Genomic DNA, 19408 nt, shown 5'->3' on the forward strand with positions numbered 1-19408 from the left:
AGAATTTAAATATATCTGAGTCACTAGTAACAAAAATTTAACTTTTTTAAGGAACAGTTGTGTGTGTTAGAGGTTTCCAAGTTTGCTTAAATTGCTTTCTTAGTCCTAAATTAAGCCTTTTCAAGCTAAACCAGCAAAAAGTTTACTAGTTAGTTACTGAAAAGTTCAACACAAATCATAACATTACATTAATATAAATCATAACATTTGTAAATATATTTAAGTCAATCCACCATACGAAGGGTACTAGATCGCCAGACGCCTACAAAAAGATATGTCTAAAGATAGATATTTTATACAACAAGATATCTTAAGTAGAAGCTATATCTAAGAAACATCTGGTGAATTTAATTATGCGTTACGTTGCTCGAAATCCATTGCTTTTGTCGGTTCTAGATGCAGATACATACAATATTTCACCTTTGCGGGCATGGTTCACGGGTAAAAGATCGCAATTTATCGGATGAAATAACAGTATATTAATTCACATAGATAGAAAAGTATTGCCAGGATATGCGAATGCGATCGCAAGTGGCGTAATCTAAGACATCATGGAACACACGCTGTTTTGATATCATATCTGCGTTGAAAATTGACGACGTTACTGTTGTGCTAGATAGCTGCCAAAGGGGGGAATCTGTGAGTGCGATCGCTTAGTTACTTTACAATATAAAAAGTTGAGTATTTATAATAGACAAAGGGCGAGAGATAATTCATGGATGAATATTCTTGGTTCCTCTATCAGCCAATAGGAAGCTAATCAAATAAGAATTTTCATCCAGCAGTTTTCAAGTAGATGAGGTACAAAATAACTGAAGTGTCTGCTTTAACATCCAATATTGCTTGACAAGTTAATTTCGATAGAAAAAATTGCGTTATTTCTAAGGAGACAAAATCTATTGAAATTACTTTTTATAAAATCTTAAGATTTCTTAACTTAGTTTAAAAAATCTTGGTATTGGCTTCAGAATGTAAGAGCGATCGCTTTGTAAAGGTTAGTTGATATTAGTTGTCAAACTGCTGGTGAAGTTAGAAACTAAAGAAATACAACACACGCAATTATTTTATGACTGCTATTTCTAACCTAGAATTCAAACGACCAATTTGGCAAACCGCGATCGTATTGACCTTGGGCTTTTGGCTCAGTGCTAGTCTAGTTTTAGACTGGGTAATTATGCCTAGCCTTTATCTTTCGGGGATGATGAGTCAAGCTGGTTTTACGACAGCAGGCTATACGATTTTTTGGAACTTCAATCGGATGGAATTATTATCAGCTGCTGTAGTGCTGACTGGGGCACTAGCTTTGAGCAAAACCCGATATCACTGGAGTATTGGCAGTATTGTTTTATCTGTGCTGCTGTTGACTATCGCTGTGCTTGACACCTATTTCTTAACTCCGCAGATGTGCGCTATAGGAGTTCAACTCAACCTATTTGAAGCTGCTGCTGCTATTCCATCGACAATGAATTTACTACATGGTAGTTATTGGCTACTAGAAGTAGTGAAGCTGGTAGCTGGTGGTACACTTTTAAGCTGGTGCTGGCGGGAGCAATTTTAAGTAGATGGAGAAGTATAACGGTGAGAATGTCCACTTATAAATCTCACGCCAAAGACGCAAAGAATTTCTTTGCGTCTTTTTGCTACATATATCTTATGGGTTAATGAATGCGATCTTTACGACGGGCTATTGCCTACGCGTACAATTTTGTATTTATATTTGTGATTTTTCAAACTTGGGATTTTTCGGATAAATTGCTACCATAAAAATGATTCAGTTTTTTATAAGTGTAATTCAATAAGCAGACATATAATTATCTTTTACTAGACATTTTCAGCTTTCCCGGACATCTAAACAAATAAATATTTATAACAATTTTCTGGAAGATGATATTAATTAGTTTTCATGTTTACTTTACTGATTTATCATGAAGTTTATATATTTCTGCTAATTTTTTTTGAAAATTATAGTAACCTAAGTTTTAGTGAGTATGTTACTTGTTATCTACCATCTAGCTGAAAACAGCTATTTTGCAAGGTATCTACTACTAATCAAGAATTTTCCTGTAAGTTCTTGAATTTGTCACTCCAATTTGTGCAGGATGACTATTTAGCCCCACACAACATTAGAACCCGTTTTCAGTACTTATGAAGATATTCCCTTCTACTGATTTGGTCGCCTGTGCATCTCACCACATACCATCATGGCGGCAATTATCAGCAAACTCATTCTTGGCCGGAGATTTACCATCCTTGTTGTGCAAGTGATAATTTTGCCGAATCCCGACACCAAGAGTTGCTCTACAATCACAAACTTAAGTAAGATATTGAACTTTTGGAATGCTTAGTTTTTAATAATACTTTTTCTCTTGTGAAGTTCTCCTCAAGAATAAACTTCTTGAAAAAGTACCCCCTGACTTTCGTAACGGCTACAAAAACATAGTTCGTCAGCACGGAATTAATGTTTATAAACCTTGGCAGAGAGGCATTTACATCTACATCCCAGTGGATTTTGGTTGCTCCAGACTTTAGCATTAAGGGCAAAAATAATTTTGCAAGAGAACTAAAGTATCTATAATTTTAGGCTGCAAAATACGGATAACAATGATACTTTTGTGACTGATGGGCGAGAGCCAATGGTCTTTGTGTGGCACTTGAGTTACTGTTAGATTGGCTAGATTAGCTAAAGATACAGAAAACCAATCTAATTTTTGAAATACTATATCCTGGCAACTAGTCGGGCAATTTTGCTATTGGTCAGTAGCATGAATTGGTTTAGTTGTAAGTTGTGGATTATAGCTTAACAGAGATTGGTGAATTAAGAGTTGGGGGGTGTGGAATCTCTGTACTAACTCAAATATGACCGCTATATTTATCTGAAAAGTGCTTCCAACAAAGTCACAGTGAATTCCGAAAAGGTAATTCACTAATTTTACCTGCAAATGTTAATTTTATTCCAGAGCGATCGCAATGAAGACACTTCCGATTAGTAGATACAGATTTTTTCAAAAGCTCCAGCCCCTAACTTTGTTGAAAAAAATCACTGGTAAGTCGGTTACTGGGTGTTTACAGGTGTTTAGCACATCAGGCTCTTGGTCAATATATGTAGATGAAGGGAAATTAATTTATGCCAGCTACTCAGAGAAAATGTTTGAACCGCTTTACAGAAATTTGCAACGCTTGAGTCAGCAAATTTCTACTCTCCCTGACGGAATCAAGGACCAGTTGCGGGCGATATTTGAAACTGGTATTGAAAATCAGGCAATACCGAACCCAGATTATCTGGCGATTTGTTGGTTAGTCAATCAGAAATATATCAGTTCTTCTCAAGCAGCAATGCTGATAGAGCAATTGGCGCTAGAAGTTCTAGAATCATTTCTGAATTTAGAGGAGGGAAGTTATGAATTTATTCCTGAGAGTTTTCTGGATGATATGCCAAAGTTTTGTCATCTAAATGTTCGTTTATTAGTTGAACGATGTTTAACGCCCCAAAATGAAGCGGTTTATCGTCAAACATCATCAAGTTATCAATCGCATACTTCACAATTTTTCCAAACAAATGAGCTACAATCTAAAGCGAAAACTACGCCAAAGTTACCTAAAATAAACGGCTATAAGCCAGCAGCCTACTCGATTAATACTAATGAACACAGAGGTCAGCAAATCATCCAACCGCCTGCTGACAGAAAAATCTACACAATCTTGTGTATTGATGACAGTCCTACGGTATTGAATGCTATTAAAAGTTACTTAGATGAGCAAACTTTTTCTGTTATCGGAGTCACTGATTCCTTAAAAGCTCTAATGCAGATTATCCGTATAAAACCCGACATAATTTTGTTGGATATATCAATGCCTAATCTCGATGGATATGAACTCTGCTCTTTGCTACGTAAACACTCATATTTTAAAAATACACCTGTGATTATGGTGTCAGAAAAAGTAGGATTTCTAGATAGAGCTAAAGCTAAGATGGTGAGAGCATCAGGCTATTTAACTAAGCCTTTTAAACAAGGAGATTTACTAAAAGTCATTTTTCAACATATTGTTTAATTTCCTAATATAGCAAGTCACTCAATTTAAACAGCCTATTATTTTAGATATTTAAGGGTGAATGTTATCTGCTTCACTATCATTATATTTATAGAATATTGTCTGAGTAAGTTAAAGTTAATTAGTTATTCTCTTATAGAGACAGATTAATATATCAGAATTCAGAATGGGTTGCGCCCCGCTGTGCTAACAGGAGTAAAACCACTTTGTACCTGAGTAACAGATTTAGCTTGTGTACCTCACCAAATTGAAATCTGCTACACAAGTTGTTAACAGTGACAAATAATCAGTTAATCTATATCTTTTTTAAAATTGGTATTATATCAGGTTCGGTCAAATACTTATAACATCTATATGTTGGGTTGAGGAACAAAACCCAACGCTTGATCCTTGTTCGTGTTGGGTTTCACTGCCGTTCAACTCAACCGACATTGATAAGTTTTATTATAAGTAATCACCCGAACTTGGTATTAGTTACAAGCCCTAACCTAAAAGTCGGTAGGGTTATTTTTCCTGAAATGTCCAGACTCCTTCATCCCAATCTGATTCTGTTGGGGGTGATTGTAACCAATGCTGACAACGCAACAGATGCAACATAGCAGCTTTGTCCTGGCTGTCTGCTGCCAAAACATTAGCAAATTCAGCTCTGGCACGAGAAAACTGCCGCTGGAGGTAATACTCACGCCCTTTATGATAGTGCTCAATCACTTGCAATTTTTCGCTCTCAATCGGATTGGAACGCAAACCCAGTAATTCGTATATGGCTACTGGTTCGTTTCTACCCTTGACACGAATGTAATCTAGTTCCCTAGCCCAAATGTTTTCTTGGCATGGTTTAAAAGTGTTATGGCTAATAATAATATCGCAACCGTACTGTTTACTGACACTTTCTAATCGAGAGCCAAGATTAACGCCATCGCCAATGGCAGTAAATTCCATCCGCTTACTAGAGCCAATATTCCCACTAATCACGGTATCTGAGTTGATGCCGATGCCAATTTTAATTCTGGGCTTATCATCTGTATAGCGACGTTGATTAAATTCGTGCAAGCGGTGGCGCATTTCTAAGGATGTTTGTACTGCCATCCAAGCGTGTTCTTCTAATGGTAGAGGAGAACCAAATACAGCCATGATGGCATCACCGATATATTTGTCAAGAGTGCCTTTATGTTTAAAAACTGCCTCCACCATTGATTCAAAATATTCATTGAGCATACTCACCACTTCTTCTGCTTCCAAGTTTTCTGTTAATGTGGTGTAGCCGCGAATATCGGAAAATAAAATCGAAACTTCTTTGCGATCGCCTCCTAATTTAGCATCATCTAATTTCAGCAATTCTTCGGCTAATTCCTGGGTCATGTAGCGGTACATTGTACTCTTGAGCCGCTTTTCATCACTGATGTCTTCCATCACCACCAGCGCCCCACGGACTTGCTCTTGGTCGCTAGCATCAGCAATTGTGTTAATCGATAAATTAATACTATGCTGTTCTGTACCAGTGCTGAGAAGTGTGCGATCGGGATAATATTGCTGGCGACCTTTTAAGTCAACTGCATGTAAAGCATCCTGATACCACTTGCTAAAGTCTCCTTCTTTGATGCCAATGACATCATTAACTAATTTACCTTCTAAACGGTCATCTACTCCCAGTCCTAGCAAACGTTGGGCGCTTTCATTAGCGGCGATAATTAACCCAGTTTTATCAGTGGAAACCACTCCATTGGAAAGACTACGCAGAATATCCCGTTGCATTTGTTCTTGTTGCTTGACTGTGGCAAACAACTGAGCATTTTGCAGCGCTACTCCCGCTTGAATATTAAAAGCTTCCATGAACTCTTCATCGTTGCGGTCAAAGCTAGCTTGGAAGCAGTCAGGAGCTTTGGGCCAATCAGCTGGATTATAAGGGGGAAAATCCCCGGATTTCTTTTTATTTACGAGTTGGGTAACGCCAATCAGTTGTTGATCGGCATTAAATACTGGCATACAAAGCAAGCTACAGGTGCGATAGCCATTTTGCTGGTCTAGTTTTTGGGCTGTCTCTGAGTCAGGATCGTAGTACAAATCAAAGCCAATATTCAACTTCTTACCAGAAGCCGCGACTATCCCAGCAAAGCCCTTACCTACGGGGACTCGTAACTCTTTCGTTGAACCATCATCCTGAGTAATTTTCGTCCACAATTCATGACGATCGCGATCTATTAACCATAGTGTACTGCGATCGGCATTCATCAATTCTTTGGCTTCATCCATCACCCGTTTGAGGGTGTCTTCTAGGTCGAGACTGCTTTGAGAAAGTGACTTGATTGCCTTCATCAGCGCCGCCACTGCTCTTTGTTTTTGAGTAGCTACATAAAAAGAGCGCGAAGACTCTAAAATCAGGCGAATCGAAGGGGCAAATTCTTGAAATAATTGTTCGTCAGCACAGGTAAAACCTCTGGTATCAATACGCTCTGCAAGTCGAGCATCGTGATTATTTCCAGATTTTAATTTATTCAGTAATTGCACTACTGCAACTAATTGACCATGTTCATTTAAGAGTGGCAAAGCTAACATAGTGTAGGTGCGATAGCCAGTTCTCTTTTCTTGTTCTTGGGCAAAATGCGATCGCGGATCGTTATAAAAATCAAAGGGAATATTAATAACTTCTTTAAAAGTGGCGACTTCACCACCAATACCTTTATTTGCGGGGATGCGAATTTCTAAAGAGCGACCGCCCTCACCCTCAGCTAGAATTGACCAAAGTTCTTGTTTTTCTTCATCCAATAAAAATATCGTCGTCCGGTCTGCCCCCAGTAATTCCCCGGTTTTCAAGGTAATCGAATGCAACATTTCTTGCAGAATGGTTTCAAACCCTTGAGAATCAAGCATTGATAGGGTTTGATGAACAATCTGTAATTTTTGCTCGACATCCTTAACGACCTGTTTAAAAGTATCCTGAGTCAAGGGAGCAAGAAACGTAGAAAAAGTTCCTTGTCTTGTGGCAAGAGCACCCACAGGAGCAGATTTTGCTGGTAATTCGAGGTTTTCTTGGTTGTGAACACCAATAACCAAATCGGTGGTCTCCCCACAACTTCCTTGATACGCTGACATAACTGGTATTTTATATAACAGAATGAGGTTTTAGATTTAACAATGAGATTAAATTTATGTAAGTGGTGTTAAAAGCAACAATTGCTCGACATTATCCATAGTTTAATCGCTTGTTTAGCCAGCGTCATCCTGTGAATAAACGCTCAAGCTGATTACCAACAAGCATGGCTTGACCAAAACCCCTTCCCAGTGGTGAATACAGATGATAAATAGAGGGTTAGACCCCTCATATAAACGAGAAAACAATGTTTTCCGCAGAGGATTGATTGTTAGTGTTGCGTTGTAAGATTTTGCAAGGTAACACTAATGAGCATTGCTGGATCCGTAGAGTTATAGTCGATTTATTTGAAAATGGCTATATTTTGTAAGTAATTATACGTAATTTTATAACTCAACTGCGATCGCTTCCTGTCGCAGATATGTCAGCCTGAAAAAGAAAGCGCTGAGTAAACAATAGACTTGTTGCATGAATCAAAAGCCCTCACCCTAAATCCCTCTCCCAAGCTTGCGAGAGGGACTTTTAAATTCGCTCCCCTTCTCCCAATATTGGGAGAAGGGGTTGGGGAATGAGGGCGAATTTTGTCTAAATATTAGCCCTTGCTGATTATGAGTTCTATTAATCTGTTGTGATGCCTGTGACAGACTACTAGCTCTATTCATTTTTCTACAGATAGAGTTAATTAAAAATATTAAGCACAATATTATCTCAGCCAAACATAAATATAAAATCAGATTTAATCTTTAGAGTTGAACCCACATATTACATGGGCTGAAACATTCACCCTATTCTTGTAAATCCACAGGATTATTTTAATGAAAAAATTAAAGACTCAAGTATTTTTAGGTTTGACAGGTGCATTTTTGGCAGTAGGATATTCCAGTTTGCTAGCTACAGAAATTCCCATACAGAGTACATCAAACCTCAGAAAGGATTTAGTAGCGCAATTAGAAACCAATCCAAATGTCAATGAGTATCTGGAGAAAAATAAACCAGAAAGTTATAAAGCTCTGAAAAAGCAGTTAGATGCAGCTATTGAGGATGCAAAAAGACCGAGTGAAGAGAAAGTCGTAAAAAATCTTTGGTTATTATCAAAAACTAATCCTCAAATAAAGTGGAGAGAAAATAATGGCAAAATTGAATATCTGATGGCAAGTTGGAAATATGTCAAAAACCCAACTGAGGATTGGAAAGTAGGTACAAAAAAAAGTATAGAAGCACGGACTTGGTTAACAGCTGTTCCTCAAGTTAAAGAATTTTGTCAAAATTGTAAGGGGATCGGTATAAATATTCCCGGTAATATCATGCTTTCTCTGAGGTTACAGCAGTATTTAGGTTTAATTTTAAATAGAAATTCAAATAAGACCCATTTTGTAGAAATGTGGGTGAAAGCTGAAGATTTAAGTAGACCATGTGTCGATCCAGAAATTAATGATTCTAGTTGTAATGTTTTTGATATACCGATTACTGCTAGTTATCCGATTTTGCAAGAGATATACACAGCTTCTTATGTCGTTGCTAATCAAGAACATTATCCTTGGACAGGTTTAGGTTACACCTATGATTGGGGAAATCCGAAAAAACCTCGTGAAGGAGCTAGTGAGTTTCTGATCGATGGAACTAAAGAAAAACCGATAGAAATAGAAGTTGTTTCAGTCACTGCTACGAAAGAATATTGTAATAATCAATATTTAACGCTAAAAAATTAGAAATGAGTGCTCATGAAACATCTTGAAGGTAAAGTGGCTTTAGTAACAGGTGCTACGCGGGGAATTGGTAGGGGAATTGCCATTGGTCTTGGTGAAGCAGGTGCAACTGTATACGTCACGGGTCGCAGCCTCAAGAACTCTTCTAGTGACGGAGTTTCAGGAAGTCTTAGTGAAACGAAATTAGCCGTTGAGGAAGTCGGTGGTGTATGCATTCCCGTCCAAGTAGACCACAGTGACGATGAGCAGGTGCGTTTGCTTTTCGATCGCATTCAAGATGAGCAAAATGGCCAACTCGACCTACTGGTAAATAATGCTTATTCAGGAGTTCAGGCATTAAAAGACGCTCATGGACGGCCCTTTTGGGATTCTGAACCAAATCTTTGGGATGCTAGCAACAACGTTGGTCTTCGGAGCCACTATGTTGCGAGTGTTTTTGCGGCTCGGATGATGACTAAGCGTAACTCTGGACTCATTTGCACCATTTCCTCATGGGGTGGGATGTCTTATATCTTTGATACAGCTTATGGTGTTGGTAAAGCAGCTTGCGATCGCCTTGCTGCTAATATGGCTGTTGAGTTAAAGCCCTATAACGTCACTTCTGTTTCAATTTGGCCGGGTATTGTTGGTACTGAGCTTTTTTCCCGTTTTGCTTCTGAAATGAATCAAACCAATGCTACTGAAAATAATTTCTCATTTTTAAGCGATCGCTACAACTGGGAAACTCCCTTATTTACTGGACGAGCGATCGCTGCACTTGCTGGTGAGCCAAATATAATCCACTATACAGGACGCGTGCAGATTGTTGCCGAACTGGCTCAGAAATATAATCTTGTAGATGAAAATGGCGATCGGCCTGCATCGTTACGCTCTCTGCGTTTTGTAATATCTGCTGCATTACCCTTACTGAGAAAGTACTCATGGCTCATACCTGATATTAAACTGCCGTGGTCGCTGCTGTTATTGAATGCCCTCGGTTCGCCTAAAATTTAATGCCCAATATGCAAATTTTTTCACCCCTTTAGCAAACAAGCTGTTTGAGATCGTAAAACTTTGTATCCTGAATTAATAGGTCTTAATAGTTCTTTTAAAACTGGTGCAAGAAGATTTTCGGTTAATTGTTGATTTAGTTTTAGTTCTAGGCGTTGCAGCCTGTGGCGGACTATTAGCGGCACTTTTGCAACAACCAGTGCTGCTGGGGTATCTCATTGGCGGGATAGTTATTGGGCCAACGGGACTGGGATTGATTAAAGAACTGATTCAAGTAGAGACTCTGGCACAGTTCGGGGTCGCCTTTTTGTTATTCGCCTTGGGTGTGGAATTTTCCTTTGCGGAACTCAAGAAGGTAAAAGCGATCGCTCTTGGTGGAGGTGGACTCCAGATTGCTTTGACAATTTTGGTGACAGTTTTAGTATGCGGGTTAAGCGGAGCCTGGGGAGCTTTACCTGCGAAGGGGATGTTTTTGGGGTGTATTCTGTCCTTGTCTTCCACAGCGGTTGTCCTCAAGTGCTTGATGGAGCGCAACGAAACAGAAACGCCCCACGGGCAAGTGATGCTAGGGATTTTGGTAGTCCAGGACTTGGCACTGGGACTAATGTTAGCAGTCTTACCAGCCCTCAACCAACCAGCAGAAACTATTGGCATTGCTGTTCTAACAGCGCTAGGTTCAATTGCTTTATTTGCTGCTGGTGCGGTAGCTGCGGGGATTTGGCTAATACCGCCTTTGTTGCAACTGCTAGCCCGTACTGAAAGCAAAGAACTATTTTTATTAGGGGTTGTAGCCCTGTGTTTAGGCATTGCCCTGTTGACAGAGCATTTGGGACTGTCCATTGAAATGGGGGCATTTGTCGCGGGTTTGATGATTTCTGAGGTAGAGTACGCCGACCAAACCCTGACTTATGTCGAACCACTGCGAGATATTTTTGCCAGTTTATTTTTTGCTGCCATTGGGATGTTAATTGACCCAGTGTTTTTGTGGAACAACCTAGAATTGATTTTGGGGTTGGTGGCAATAGTTTTTGTAGGTAAATTTTTGATTATCACGCCCCTAGTGAAACTGTTCCGCTACCCTTTGAAAACAGCCATAATCGCCGGTTTGGGACTGGCGCAAATTGGGGAATTTTCCTTTGTTCTCGCTAGTGAAGGGCAGTCTTTGGGGCTGGTATCCCGACAAATATACTTATTAATTTTGGGAACTACCGCAGTCACTCTCATGCTGACTCCTTTTGTACTGCGGTTAGTGCCATTTTTATTTAACTTTGCTGAATCAATACCTTGGTTAAGACCGTATTTAGAAGAAGATGAGGCGCGGGATGTATCGGAAGATTTGCCCTTCAAAGACCATGTGGTAGTTTGTGGCTATGGGCGAGTCGGCAAGAATTTGGTGAAGTTGTTGCAGCAACATGACCTACCTATGGTAGTAATCGACCAATCAGAGAGTAGAATTCAGCAGTTGCGTGAGGCTGGGGTATCTTATGTCTATGGCAATTGCGTAAGTTTACACGTTCTGGAAACTGCCGGGGTGAATCATGCCAAAGGAATGGCGATCGCACTCCCAGACCCCATGAGTACTCGTCTTTGCTTGAAACGGGCTTTGGAATTGCGCCCAGAATTAGATTTGGTTGTCCGTGCTACTCAGGATAAAAATATTGAGGTGCTGTATCAATTGGGAGCCAGGGAAGTTGTGCAACCAGAGTTTGAAGCCAGCTTAGAAATGGCAACCTATTTATTAACTGGCTTAGGTTTGTTGTCGCCACCTGTTGTCCAACGAGAAATGCAGCAAATCCGCAACGATCATTATTTAGATTTGCGGCCAGAGCGCTCTGCAACTGAAGTTGCTCGTGATTTGCGCCAAGCCACCCGCGATTTAAATCAGCGCTGGTATCCTCTCCCATCTAATTCGCCCTTAATTGGCATGAGCATAGAAGAGGCAGATATGCGCTATTTAACAGGAGCGAGTTTGATGGCAATTCGTCGCGCTAACGGCGAAGAAATTGATTATCCCAGCAATCAAACCAAATTGGCAGAAGGCGATCGCTTGTTGGTGGTGGGAGCTGATGAAGAACTGGCAGCTTTGGCAGAATTCGCTAAGGGACAAGCGGCTGTTCCCGGAGAAAATAGTGCTTGTCAGTGGGTTACAGTCAATGCAGACGCGCCAACACTAGGTAAAACCCTTGCAGATTTAGATATCGCCAAGCAATATAAAGTACAGGTACAAGCGATCCGGCGAGATGGTAAATTTATCCGCTATCCTGATGGCGGCATGGATTTACGAGTCGGCGACCAAGTATTGTTATGTGGTGGCTTGACAGGTCTGAGTCAACTACAACAGTTATTTGCGATCGCTAGTTCAGTACCCCTTTCAATCCCAATGGTGAAAGCTGGTGAGGCAGAAGCGCTCAAAGACTTTCTACCTGCGGATAGTGTGACTGATTAAGTTTTAAGACTCCGCAAGTTAAGCGACTCAATATAGCGATCGCGCCTTTGGGATGGTAGTGACTTGGCTATTTGGGGTGCTTTTTTATATTCTTCTAGGATAATACCCAGATCCAAGATGTTCTCTCTGATGTGGACATTATCATGGATTGAGTAATTTGCAGCTCAGTTTCGGTAACAGTCCATCCGTAAGAGCTTAAAAGGATGTTTGATATCATGTCCGGCTAATTAGTTATAATTCCCAAATCTATGCAGAAAGCCAAAAACCCCTCCCCTCTGCACCTCTGCCGCTCTGCGGTCTTAATGATAAGTCTTTAACTGGACATGATATGAAAAGTGGTTGCGGGGTAAGGCGACAAATCAAGCTTGAGGACTGGCAATCTTTTGCCCTTGACTACTCTAAATTTTGATTCTCTTTTGCAGAAAAATATTTAATGGGGTCATCTGCTTGATCTTTGTCAATCGCAGAAGTTTTTGGTGTATTGAATTTGATTACCTTGTTTGATAACTGAATTTATCTAAGAATTGAGCTTTACTTTTTACAAATTTCTTCTGTCTTTACAATACTTTTTCATCTCATATTTTCAGTTATCAGATACTTTGGCGATAATGATAATTACTGTACTGTATCTACAGTACTTTATCGAAAATTATTTGTGAGAACGCTTTTTAAGACTTAATGGCAAAAGTCAGATGAATAAAAGCGACCACGAAACTTTCTTACGCGATAATGGTTATAAACTACGAAAAACTACGTTTTTACATCGTTGTAGCTGTCTCTTTTCATCTTTAAAATATTCCTGAAATTATACTTATAATGTTGTACACAAGTTTACGTATTATTACTAGAGTATCTGCTAATCTACTCTGTAAGCTTTTAGGACAGCCTAGTGTTAGTAATTTAGAAACTAAACTCCATGATAAACAAGTTCAAATTCAGCAGTTAGAAGAGCAAGAAAGGGCGCTCTACCGAGTTATTAGCAAAATCCGAGCTTCTCTTGAATTAGAAACAATTTTTCGTACAGCCACTAAAGAAACTTGCAAATTACTCCGCGTTGAGAGAATTGCCGTTTATCGTTTCTATGAAAACTGGGGTGGAGAATTTGTCAGCGACTTTGAGTTTGCAGAGACTGGATGGGATGATGTCGAGACATTAGGAAAAAATACAGTTTGGAATGACTCTTATCTACAAGAAAATCAAGGTGGACGGTATCGTAATAATGAAACTTTAATTGCTTCAGATGTCTACGCAGCAGGCTTGTCTCAATGCCATTTAGAAATTTTAGAACAGTTCCATATTCGAGCTTATGCAACTGCACCAATATTTGTGGGAAAAAACCTGTGGGGAGTGCTTGCAGCTTATCAGCATTCACAGCCACATGAATGGAAACAATTAGAAATTCAGTTTCTATCTCAGATTGCAACGCAGTTAGGATTTGCAGTTAAACAAGCAGAATTTTTAGCTCAAGCAGAACAAAAAGCAGCAGAACTGTATAAAGCAAATCAGCAGCAGGAGATTCTGTTTCATTTAGTTGCTGAAATTCGTGAATCTCTGAATCTAGACACCTTGTTTAAGACTACTGCACGAGAAATTCGTAAGGCTTTACGGAGCGATCGTGTCAGTATCTTTCGATTTAACCCGGAATCGAACTATACCTCTGGTGAATTTGTCTCTGAGAATGTATTGCCTGACTACGATTCTACGATCGCCATCAAGGTCAAGGATAATTGTTTTAGTGAAAACTATGCAGTTGCTTATCACCAAGGGCGTATACAGGTATTATCAGATATTTATCACGCTGGTCTAAAAGATTGCCACATTCAACTATTAGAGCAATTTCAAATCAAGGCACAAATTGTTGCACCTCTAATGAAAGGAAAAACTTTATGGGGATTACTATGTGTTCATCAGTGCCATTGTTCGCGCGAGTGGAAAAAGTCGGAAATTCAATTTATCCACCAGTTAGCTGCTCAGTTTAATGTAGCTTTAGAACATTCTGAGTTATTAGAGCAATTCCGCTCTCAAGCTAATCAACTTGCTCAAGCAAACAATGCTTTAGAACTAGCAAATTCTCAGTTAGAAAAACTTAGTAAGCTAGATGCTCTAACCCAAATTGCCAACCGTCATTGTTTCGATCAGTTTTTAGAGCAGGAATGGGAACGACTAAAACTAAGTGAAAATTATTTATCTTTAATTATATTTGATATTGACTATTTCAAGGATTATAACGATTCTTATGGACATTTAGCTGGGGATGAATGCTTAATACGAGTTGCTCATGCAGCACAATCTGTATTAAAGCGTCCTACCGATCTACTAGCTCGTTATGGTGGTGAAGAATTTATTGTCATTTTGCCAAATACGAACGAATCAGGTGCGATTAAAGTAACTAAGTTAATTCAAAAATCTATTCAAGAATTAAAGATTCCCCATAAAAAGAAGAATAACTTTCAATATTTTGTGACCGTCAGCTTAGGTGTTGCAATTCAAAAACCAACAGATAAAAGTTCATCTCAAGAATTAATTAATGCAGCCGACAAAGCTTTATATAAAGCTAAAGAACAAGGACGCAATCGGTGGGTTTGTGCTGCAAAACTCTAAGCCCAGTGACAAAACAATTAAAAATATAAAATTCAAAATTAAAAATAGAAAATTAAATAGATAACTTTAGTTGTGGTCTTGTATTCCACAGTAAATAAAGAATTGTTCCCAGATGCGATGCGCAAGCCATTTTTATTCCAAGCCCACGGCTTAAGCCGTGGGCTTGAATTTTTAATTCGAGTGAAGCAAGTGATAAAGCGATCGGTTGTGATTTTTCTGCCTCACTCCTAACTCACTTGCGGCTTGATGTAAGCGATCGCCTGTTTCCAAACGGTGGTTTGCTGACTGTTTTCATCCGCAATACAGATACACTGTGGATCTTGCCATAAAACCTTTCCTGTCAGCACGTCCTGAGTCAGCAGCTTTAATTCTACTGGCGTTGTTTGTTTAATCAGGTTTTGGACTTGTCTAATACTGGGTAAAGTGGTGTCAAATTCGGTAAGCATTTTTAGTAAAGATGAACCTACAAGGCAAAATAAAGAGTAACTAATCCTTGATAATTCATCCTTGAAGAAATGGCAATCGAATTTACTAAGTATCATGGTCTAGGCAACGACTTTATTTTGATTGACAATCGCTCGTCATCAGTGCCTGTAGTGACTCCAGAACAAGCCATCAAGTTGTGCGATCGCCATTTTGGTATCGGTGCTGATGGTGTCATTTTTGCCCTCCCCGGAGAAAACGGCACTGACTACACCATGCGGATTTTTAATTCTGATGGTTCAGAACCAGAAATGTGTGGCAATGGCATTCGCTGTTTAGCTGGCTTTTTAGCAGATTTAGAAGGCGAATCCCGGAATCAAGACTCATATCGCATTCATACTTTGGGTGGTGTAATGACTCCCCAACTCTTATCTGATGGTCAAGTTAAAGTAGATATGGGTTTACCCAGGTTACTCGCTAGCGAAATTCCTACCACTCTTACACCCGCCCAAGAAAAAGTCATTTCTCAGCCGTTAGAGGTAGCGGGGCAAACTTGGGAAGTCACCTGTGTAAATATGGGAAATCCCCACTGCATTACCTTTGTGGAAGATGTTGCAGCAATTGAGTTAGAAACCATCGGCCCGAAATTTGAGCATCACCCAGCTTTCCCGCAACGCATAAATACCGAATTTATTCAAGTGGTACGCCGTGACTATTTGAAAATGCGGGTATGGGAACGGGGGGCTGGGATTACATTAGCTTGTGGTACTGGTGCTTGTGCTTCTTTAGTAGCTGGAGTGTTAACAGGGAAATGCGATCGCACCGCGACTGTAGAATTACCAGGTGGCCCCTTGCAAATTGAATGGTCAGAAGTAGACCAACGAGTTTACATGACAGGCCCGGCTGAAAAGGTATTCACGGGTAAACTGTAACCGACTTACTATTGGCATTACTCAAGTAGTAGTGCCATAGAAGCCTTGCTGCGATGTCTGTGGTGGGCTTTGCCAGCCTTTCTTATAGCTATTTAATTAATATTGCAACACATCCTTGAGTAAAGACGCGATGAATCGCGTCTCTACAATATGGTCTATTTGTTGCATTATTTTTTCAAATTGGTATTATTTTGGGGAACTGGGGGATGAATCTATTTCTGCTGAAGATTGAATCTGGGGATTAATTTTAGATTGCACAGATTCTTTATTAGAAATTGCGAGATATATACCTCCTAAAATTAGAGCCAACCCTAACAAGTTAAAAATACTCAAGTTTTCCGAGAAAAGTATCCAGGCAAGAATCGCAACAATCACTGGATTGAGTAGTAAGAGTAAAGAGATAAATCCTGATGAAAAATTTTTGAGGCTGTATACAATTAGCCCATGACCCAAGGCTTCGCAAATAGCAGCTAGCGCAAATACTACTAACCACCCCGACAAAGTAACTGGGAAAACTTGTTTTTCCAAGATTAGCACTACTGGTATCATCAATGAAGTTGCGATCGCACAGCGCCACACGAGGATGATGATAATTGAAAACTTATTACCGATCTGCTCAATAAGTAAAAAGTTTGCTGCATAAAATATCGATGATATGAGGGCAACAGCATCACCTGTAAAATTATGATTAGAACGCAACAAATCTTCAAATACAACAGCGATCGCACCGATTATAGCTAAGAACAGACCGATGATAAATTTGCGCCCAAAAATTTGATTAAAAAATAGCCATCCTCCTAAAGTAGTAAATAGCGGATTGAGGCTACCTAAAGCATTAGCATTAGCTGCACCAGTCTGAGTTAGCGACCAAGTCCAAGATAATCGGCCTAATACATGAACTAGACCCACTGCTATTAAAAGCGCTATCTCTTTGATTGGATAATGTTGCTGTGGTAATACAGGTTCATCATCTTTAATTTGAGTCCGTACTTGGTTAATTCCACTCCATAATCCAAAGATAATAGTCGCTATCCATAACCGATTAAATAATGTAGTAATAGCGCTCATTTCTCTAACAGCAATTTTAATAAAAATTGCTGTTGAAGATAAAGCTAATAATGCAATTATTACTATGATTATCGGCAGAATTTTTGAATTTTTATCATTTTCTGGTGTTAGGCTTAATTGATTTTCTGCCATTTAGTTTATATTTATTATACGAACCGCCAAATGGGCCAAGGGAGAAGTAGCAATTATTTGGGATTACTCAGGTAATAATGCCATAGAAGTCTTGCCGCAACTGCTCGCCACGGTCGCCAGTGCTGTGTCATGACTTCTAGTTGAACTGGTGTTGGACGCGTTGCCAAGTTTTTGAGTTTTTGTAGAGCGATCGCGATCGCTAAATCGCCTTTAGGAAAGACATCAGGACGTTGCAGCGCCATGAGCAAATAAATATCAACTGTCCAGTCTCCGATGCCTTTGAGGCGCTTTAACTCAGTTCTGATCGTATTTTCGTCCATTGTTTCCAGCTTGGTTAGGTCAAGCTGACCAGTTGCGATCGCATTCGCCAACCCACGACAGTATAAAATCTTTTGCCGACTGAATCCAATTCCTCTTAATTGAACATCATCCAATATCAGAAATTTTTCTGGGGTTAGAGTGACAACAACCCCACATAGTCGGGTAAATACAGCCTTTGCAGCCACTAAGGAAACTTGTTGTTCCAGAATGATGCACAGAAGCGTTGCAAAACCTGGTTCTCTTGACCATATCGGTGGAGGCCCCAATGTCTCTAAAATCCGAGCCAAATCGCTATCCACTTTGGCAAGCAACATTAAACCACGGGTCAAACTTTCTTCAGTCAACGATTCTAGTTCAGGAGTTTGAGTCATGTTTGTAAAATTTCGATTCTTGTATAAGCAGTTTTTGTTTGCGATCGATTCCCCAGTGATAACCACCAAGACTGCCATCACTCCGCAGCACCCGGTGACATGGTACAATCAGCGCGATCGGATTAGCGCCACAAGCATTACCAACCGCGCGGACTGCTTGGGGTTTGGCAAGATTACGGGCGATATCGGCATAGGTGCGCGTTTCGCCATAGGGAATTTTTTGTAATGCTTGCCAAACCTGTTTCTGAAATGCTGTCCCACGGATATCAAGTGGTAAATCGAGATGGGTTGCATCTCCCACAATAAAGTCAAGAATTGATTTTATCCAGTCTTTGTGTGTGCGATCGTCACGCACAATCTGGGCTTGGTGAAATTCCTGCTTCAAAATGTGTTCAAGCTTGTCTGCTTCATCACCTAATTTTACAGCGCAGATACCCTTCTCTGTTGTTGCCACAAGCAAATATCCTAGTGAACATGGAGCGATCGCATAAATAATGCTAATTGTCTTTCCAGCTTGTTGGTAAATTTTTGGTGTCATTCCTAATTGTTTAGGTGCTTTCTCATACAGTTGACTACTTGAACCATACCCCGTATCGTAAACTGCATCAGCAATTTCTTCCCCCGACTGTAAACGCTGCTTCAATCGTTGGCTACGCAGCGCATCTGCATATTGAAAGGGAGATACGCCAATTATTTGCTTGAATATTCTTTGTAGGTAACTCGGACTCATTTCCACCTGAGAGCATAATTCTGAGAGGGTTGGTATGTGGTCAACTTGTGCTTCAATATATCGACATACTGCTAAGATTTTGGCTGTATTTGGAACTATTTCAGATTGTGGCTGACAGCGCTTACAAGCTCGAAAACCTGCAATTTCAGCATCTTGTACCGACTGGAAGAAACAAACTTGATTGCGATTCGGTCTGCGACTAGGGCAAATAGGTCGGCAATAAATGCCTGTAGAGCGAACACCATAGAAAAACTTACCTTCAAAAGTAGAATCTCGATTGAGAACTGCTTGCCAGAGGGTTTCTTCTAAAAATTGTGTCTGTTGTAATTGCATTGATGCCTCCTTGGATATATTGCAAAGTATCCCTACTTTGGAGTGCCCATTATTAGGTTTTGTCTTTAGGTAAAACTAGATTAAATGTATTGATAAACTACTTTCTATCTGATTGTTGCGATCAAAGTTGATTATCTCAGTTTTTTAATGTACCAACTCGCTGAACGGGTGTTCACTACTCGATGAAACCGGGAACCTTAAATTAGGTCAACACAAC

At 39.8% G+C, this 19408-nt stretch carries 12 protein-coding genes; 7 read left to right on the forward strand and 5 right to left on the reverse strand.

Features of this window, described 5'->3' with window-relative positions; genetic code table 11:
• Window positions 1-1066 precede the first annotated feature (1066 nt).
• Together V7K53_RS13655 and V7K53_RS13660 are read left to right on the forward strand one after the other, a co-directional pair.
• A complete protein-coding gene (locus V7K53_RS13655) occupies window positions 1067-1558 on the forward strand; it encodes a hypothetical protein (protein WP_094352211.1) in 492 nt (163 codons plus the stop codon).
• Window positions 1559-2967: 1409 nt separating this feature from the next.
• Window positions 2968-4050 carry a response regulator gene (locus tag V7K53_RS13660; protein WP_335198061.1) on the forward strand — a complete coding sequence of 361 codons (1083 nt, stop codon included), beginning with the start codon at window positions 2968-2970 and terminating at the stop codon, window positions 4048-4050.
• 504 nt (window positions 4051-4554) lie between these two features.
• Here the strand turns inward: V7K53_RS13660 and V7K53_RS13665 are convergent.
• Complete coding sequence (locus V7K53_RS13665; RefSeq protein ID WP_335198062.1) at window positions 4555-7140, reverse strand: GAF domain-containing protein; 2586 nt, start codon at window positions 7138-7140, stop codon at window positions 4555-4557.
• A gap of 813 nt (window positions 7141-7953) precedes the next feature.
• Between V7K53_RS13665 and V7K53_RS13670 the strand changes: the two genes are divergently transcribed.
• From V7K53_RS13670 to V7K53_RS13685, 4 genes are all read left to right on the forward strand, one after another.
• The gene (locus V7K53_RS13670; RefSeq protein WP_335198063.1) at window positions 7954-8847 is read left to right on the forward strand and encodes a hypothetical protein; all 894 of its coding nucleotides are present in this window, start codon (window positions 7954-7956) and stop codon (window positions 8845-8847) included.
• 12 nt (window positions 8848-8859) lie between these two features.
• Window positions 8860-9837, forward strand: coding sequence for an SDR family NAD(P)-dependent oxidoreductase (locus V7K53_RS13675; protein WP_335198064.1), 978 nt, complete (start codon window positions 8860-8862; stop codon window positions 9835-9837).
• A gap of 103 nt (window positions 9838-9940) precedes the next feature.
• Window positions 9941-12280: a cation:proton antiporter domain-containing protein gene (locus V7K53_RS13680; protein ID WP_335198065.1), complete on the forward strand. Its 2340-nt coding sequence runs from the start codon at window positions 9941-9943 to the stop codon at window positions 12278-12280.
• Window positions 12281-13096: 816 nt separating this feature from the next.
• Complete coding sequence (locus V7K53_RS13685; protein ID WP_335198066.1) at window positions 13097-14881, forward strand: diguanylate cyclase domain-containing protein; 1785 nt, start codon at window positions 13097-13099, stop codon at window positions 14879-14881.
• A 227-nt stretch (window positions 14882-15108) separates the two neighbouring features.
• Here V7K53_RS13685 and V7K53_RS13690 read toward each other — a convergent pair whose 3' ends face one another.
• Entirely contained in the window at window positions 15109-15327 is a 219-nt protein-coding gene (locus V7K53_RS13690) for an Hfq-related RNA-binding protein (protein ID WP_335159414.1), read from the reverse strand.
• 69 nt (window positions 15328-15396) lie between these two features.
• Here V7K53_RS13690 and dapF point away from each other — a divergent pair, with 69 nt between their 5' ends.
• Window positions 15397-16236, forward strand: coding sequence for a diaminopimelate epimerase (dapF, locus tag V7K53_RS13695; RefSeq protein ID WP_335198067.1), 840 nt, complete (start codon window positions 15397-15399; stop codon window positions 16234-16236).
• Between the two features lie 186 nt (window positions 16237-16422).
• Here dapF and V7K53_RS13700 read toward each other — a convergent pair whose 3' ends face one another.
• The 3 genes from V7K53_RS13700 to ada are packed head-to-tail and all read right to left on the reverse strand — an operon-like array spanning window position 16423 to window position 19191.
• Window positions 16423-17436, reverse strand: coding sequence for a DMT family transporter (locus V7K53_RS13700; RefSeq protein WP_335198068.1), 1014 nt, complete (start codon window positions 17434-17436; stop codon window positions 16423-16425).
• Window positions 17437-17489: 53 nt separating this feature from the next.
• Window positions 17490-18128 carry a DNA-3-methyladenine glycosylase family protein gene (locus V7K53_RS13705; RefSeq protein WP_335198069.1) on the reverse strand — a complete coding sequence of 213 codons (639 nt, stop codon included), beginning with the start codon at window positions 18126-18128 and terminating at the stop codon, window positions 17490-17492.
• Window positions 18112-19191 (reverse strand): bifunctional DNA-binding transcriptional regulator/O6-methylguanine-DNA methyltransferase Ada, encoded by a 1080-nt coding sequence (ada, locus tag V7K53_RS13710; protein WP_335198070.1) that lies wholly within the window; start codon window positions 19189-19191, stop codon window positions 18112-18114. Before ada ends, V7K53_RS13705 begins: the two co-directional genes overlap by 17 nt.
• Window positions 19192-19408: the final 217 nt, after the last annotated feature.

Source organism: Nostoc sp., from assembly GCF_036917355.1.
In the GTDB taxonomy this organism is placed as follows: domain Bacteria; phylum Cyanobacteriota; class Cyanobacteriia; order Cyanobacteriales; family Nostocaceae; genus Nostoc.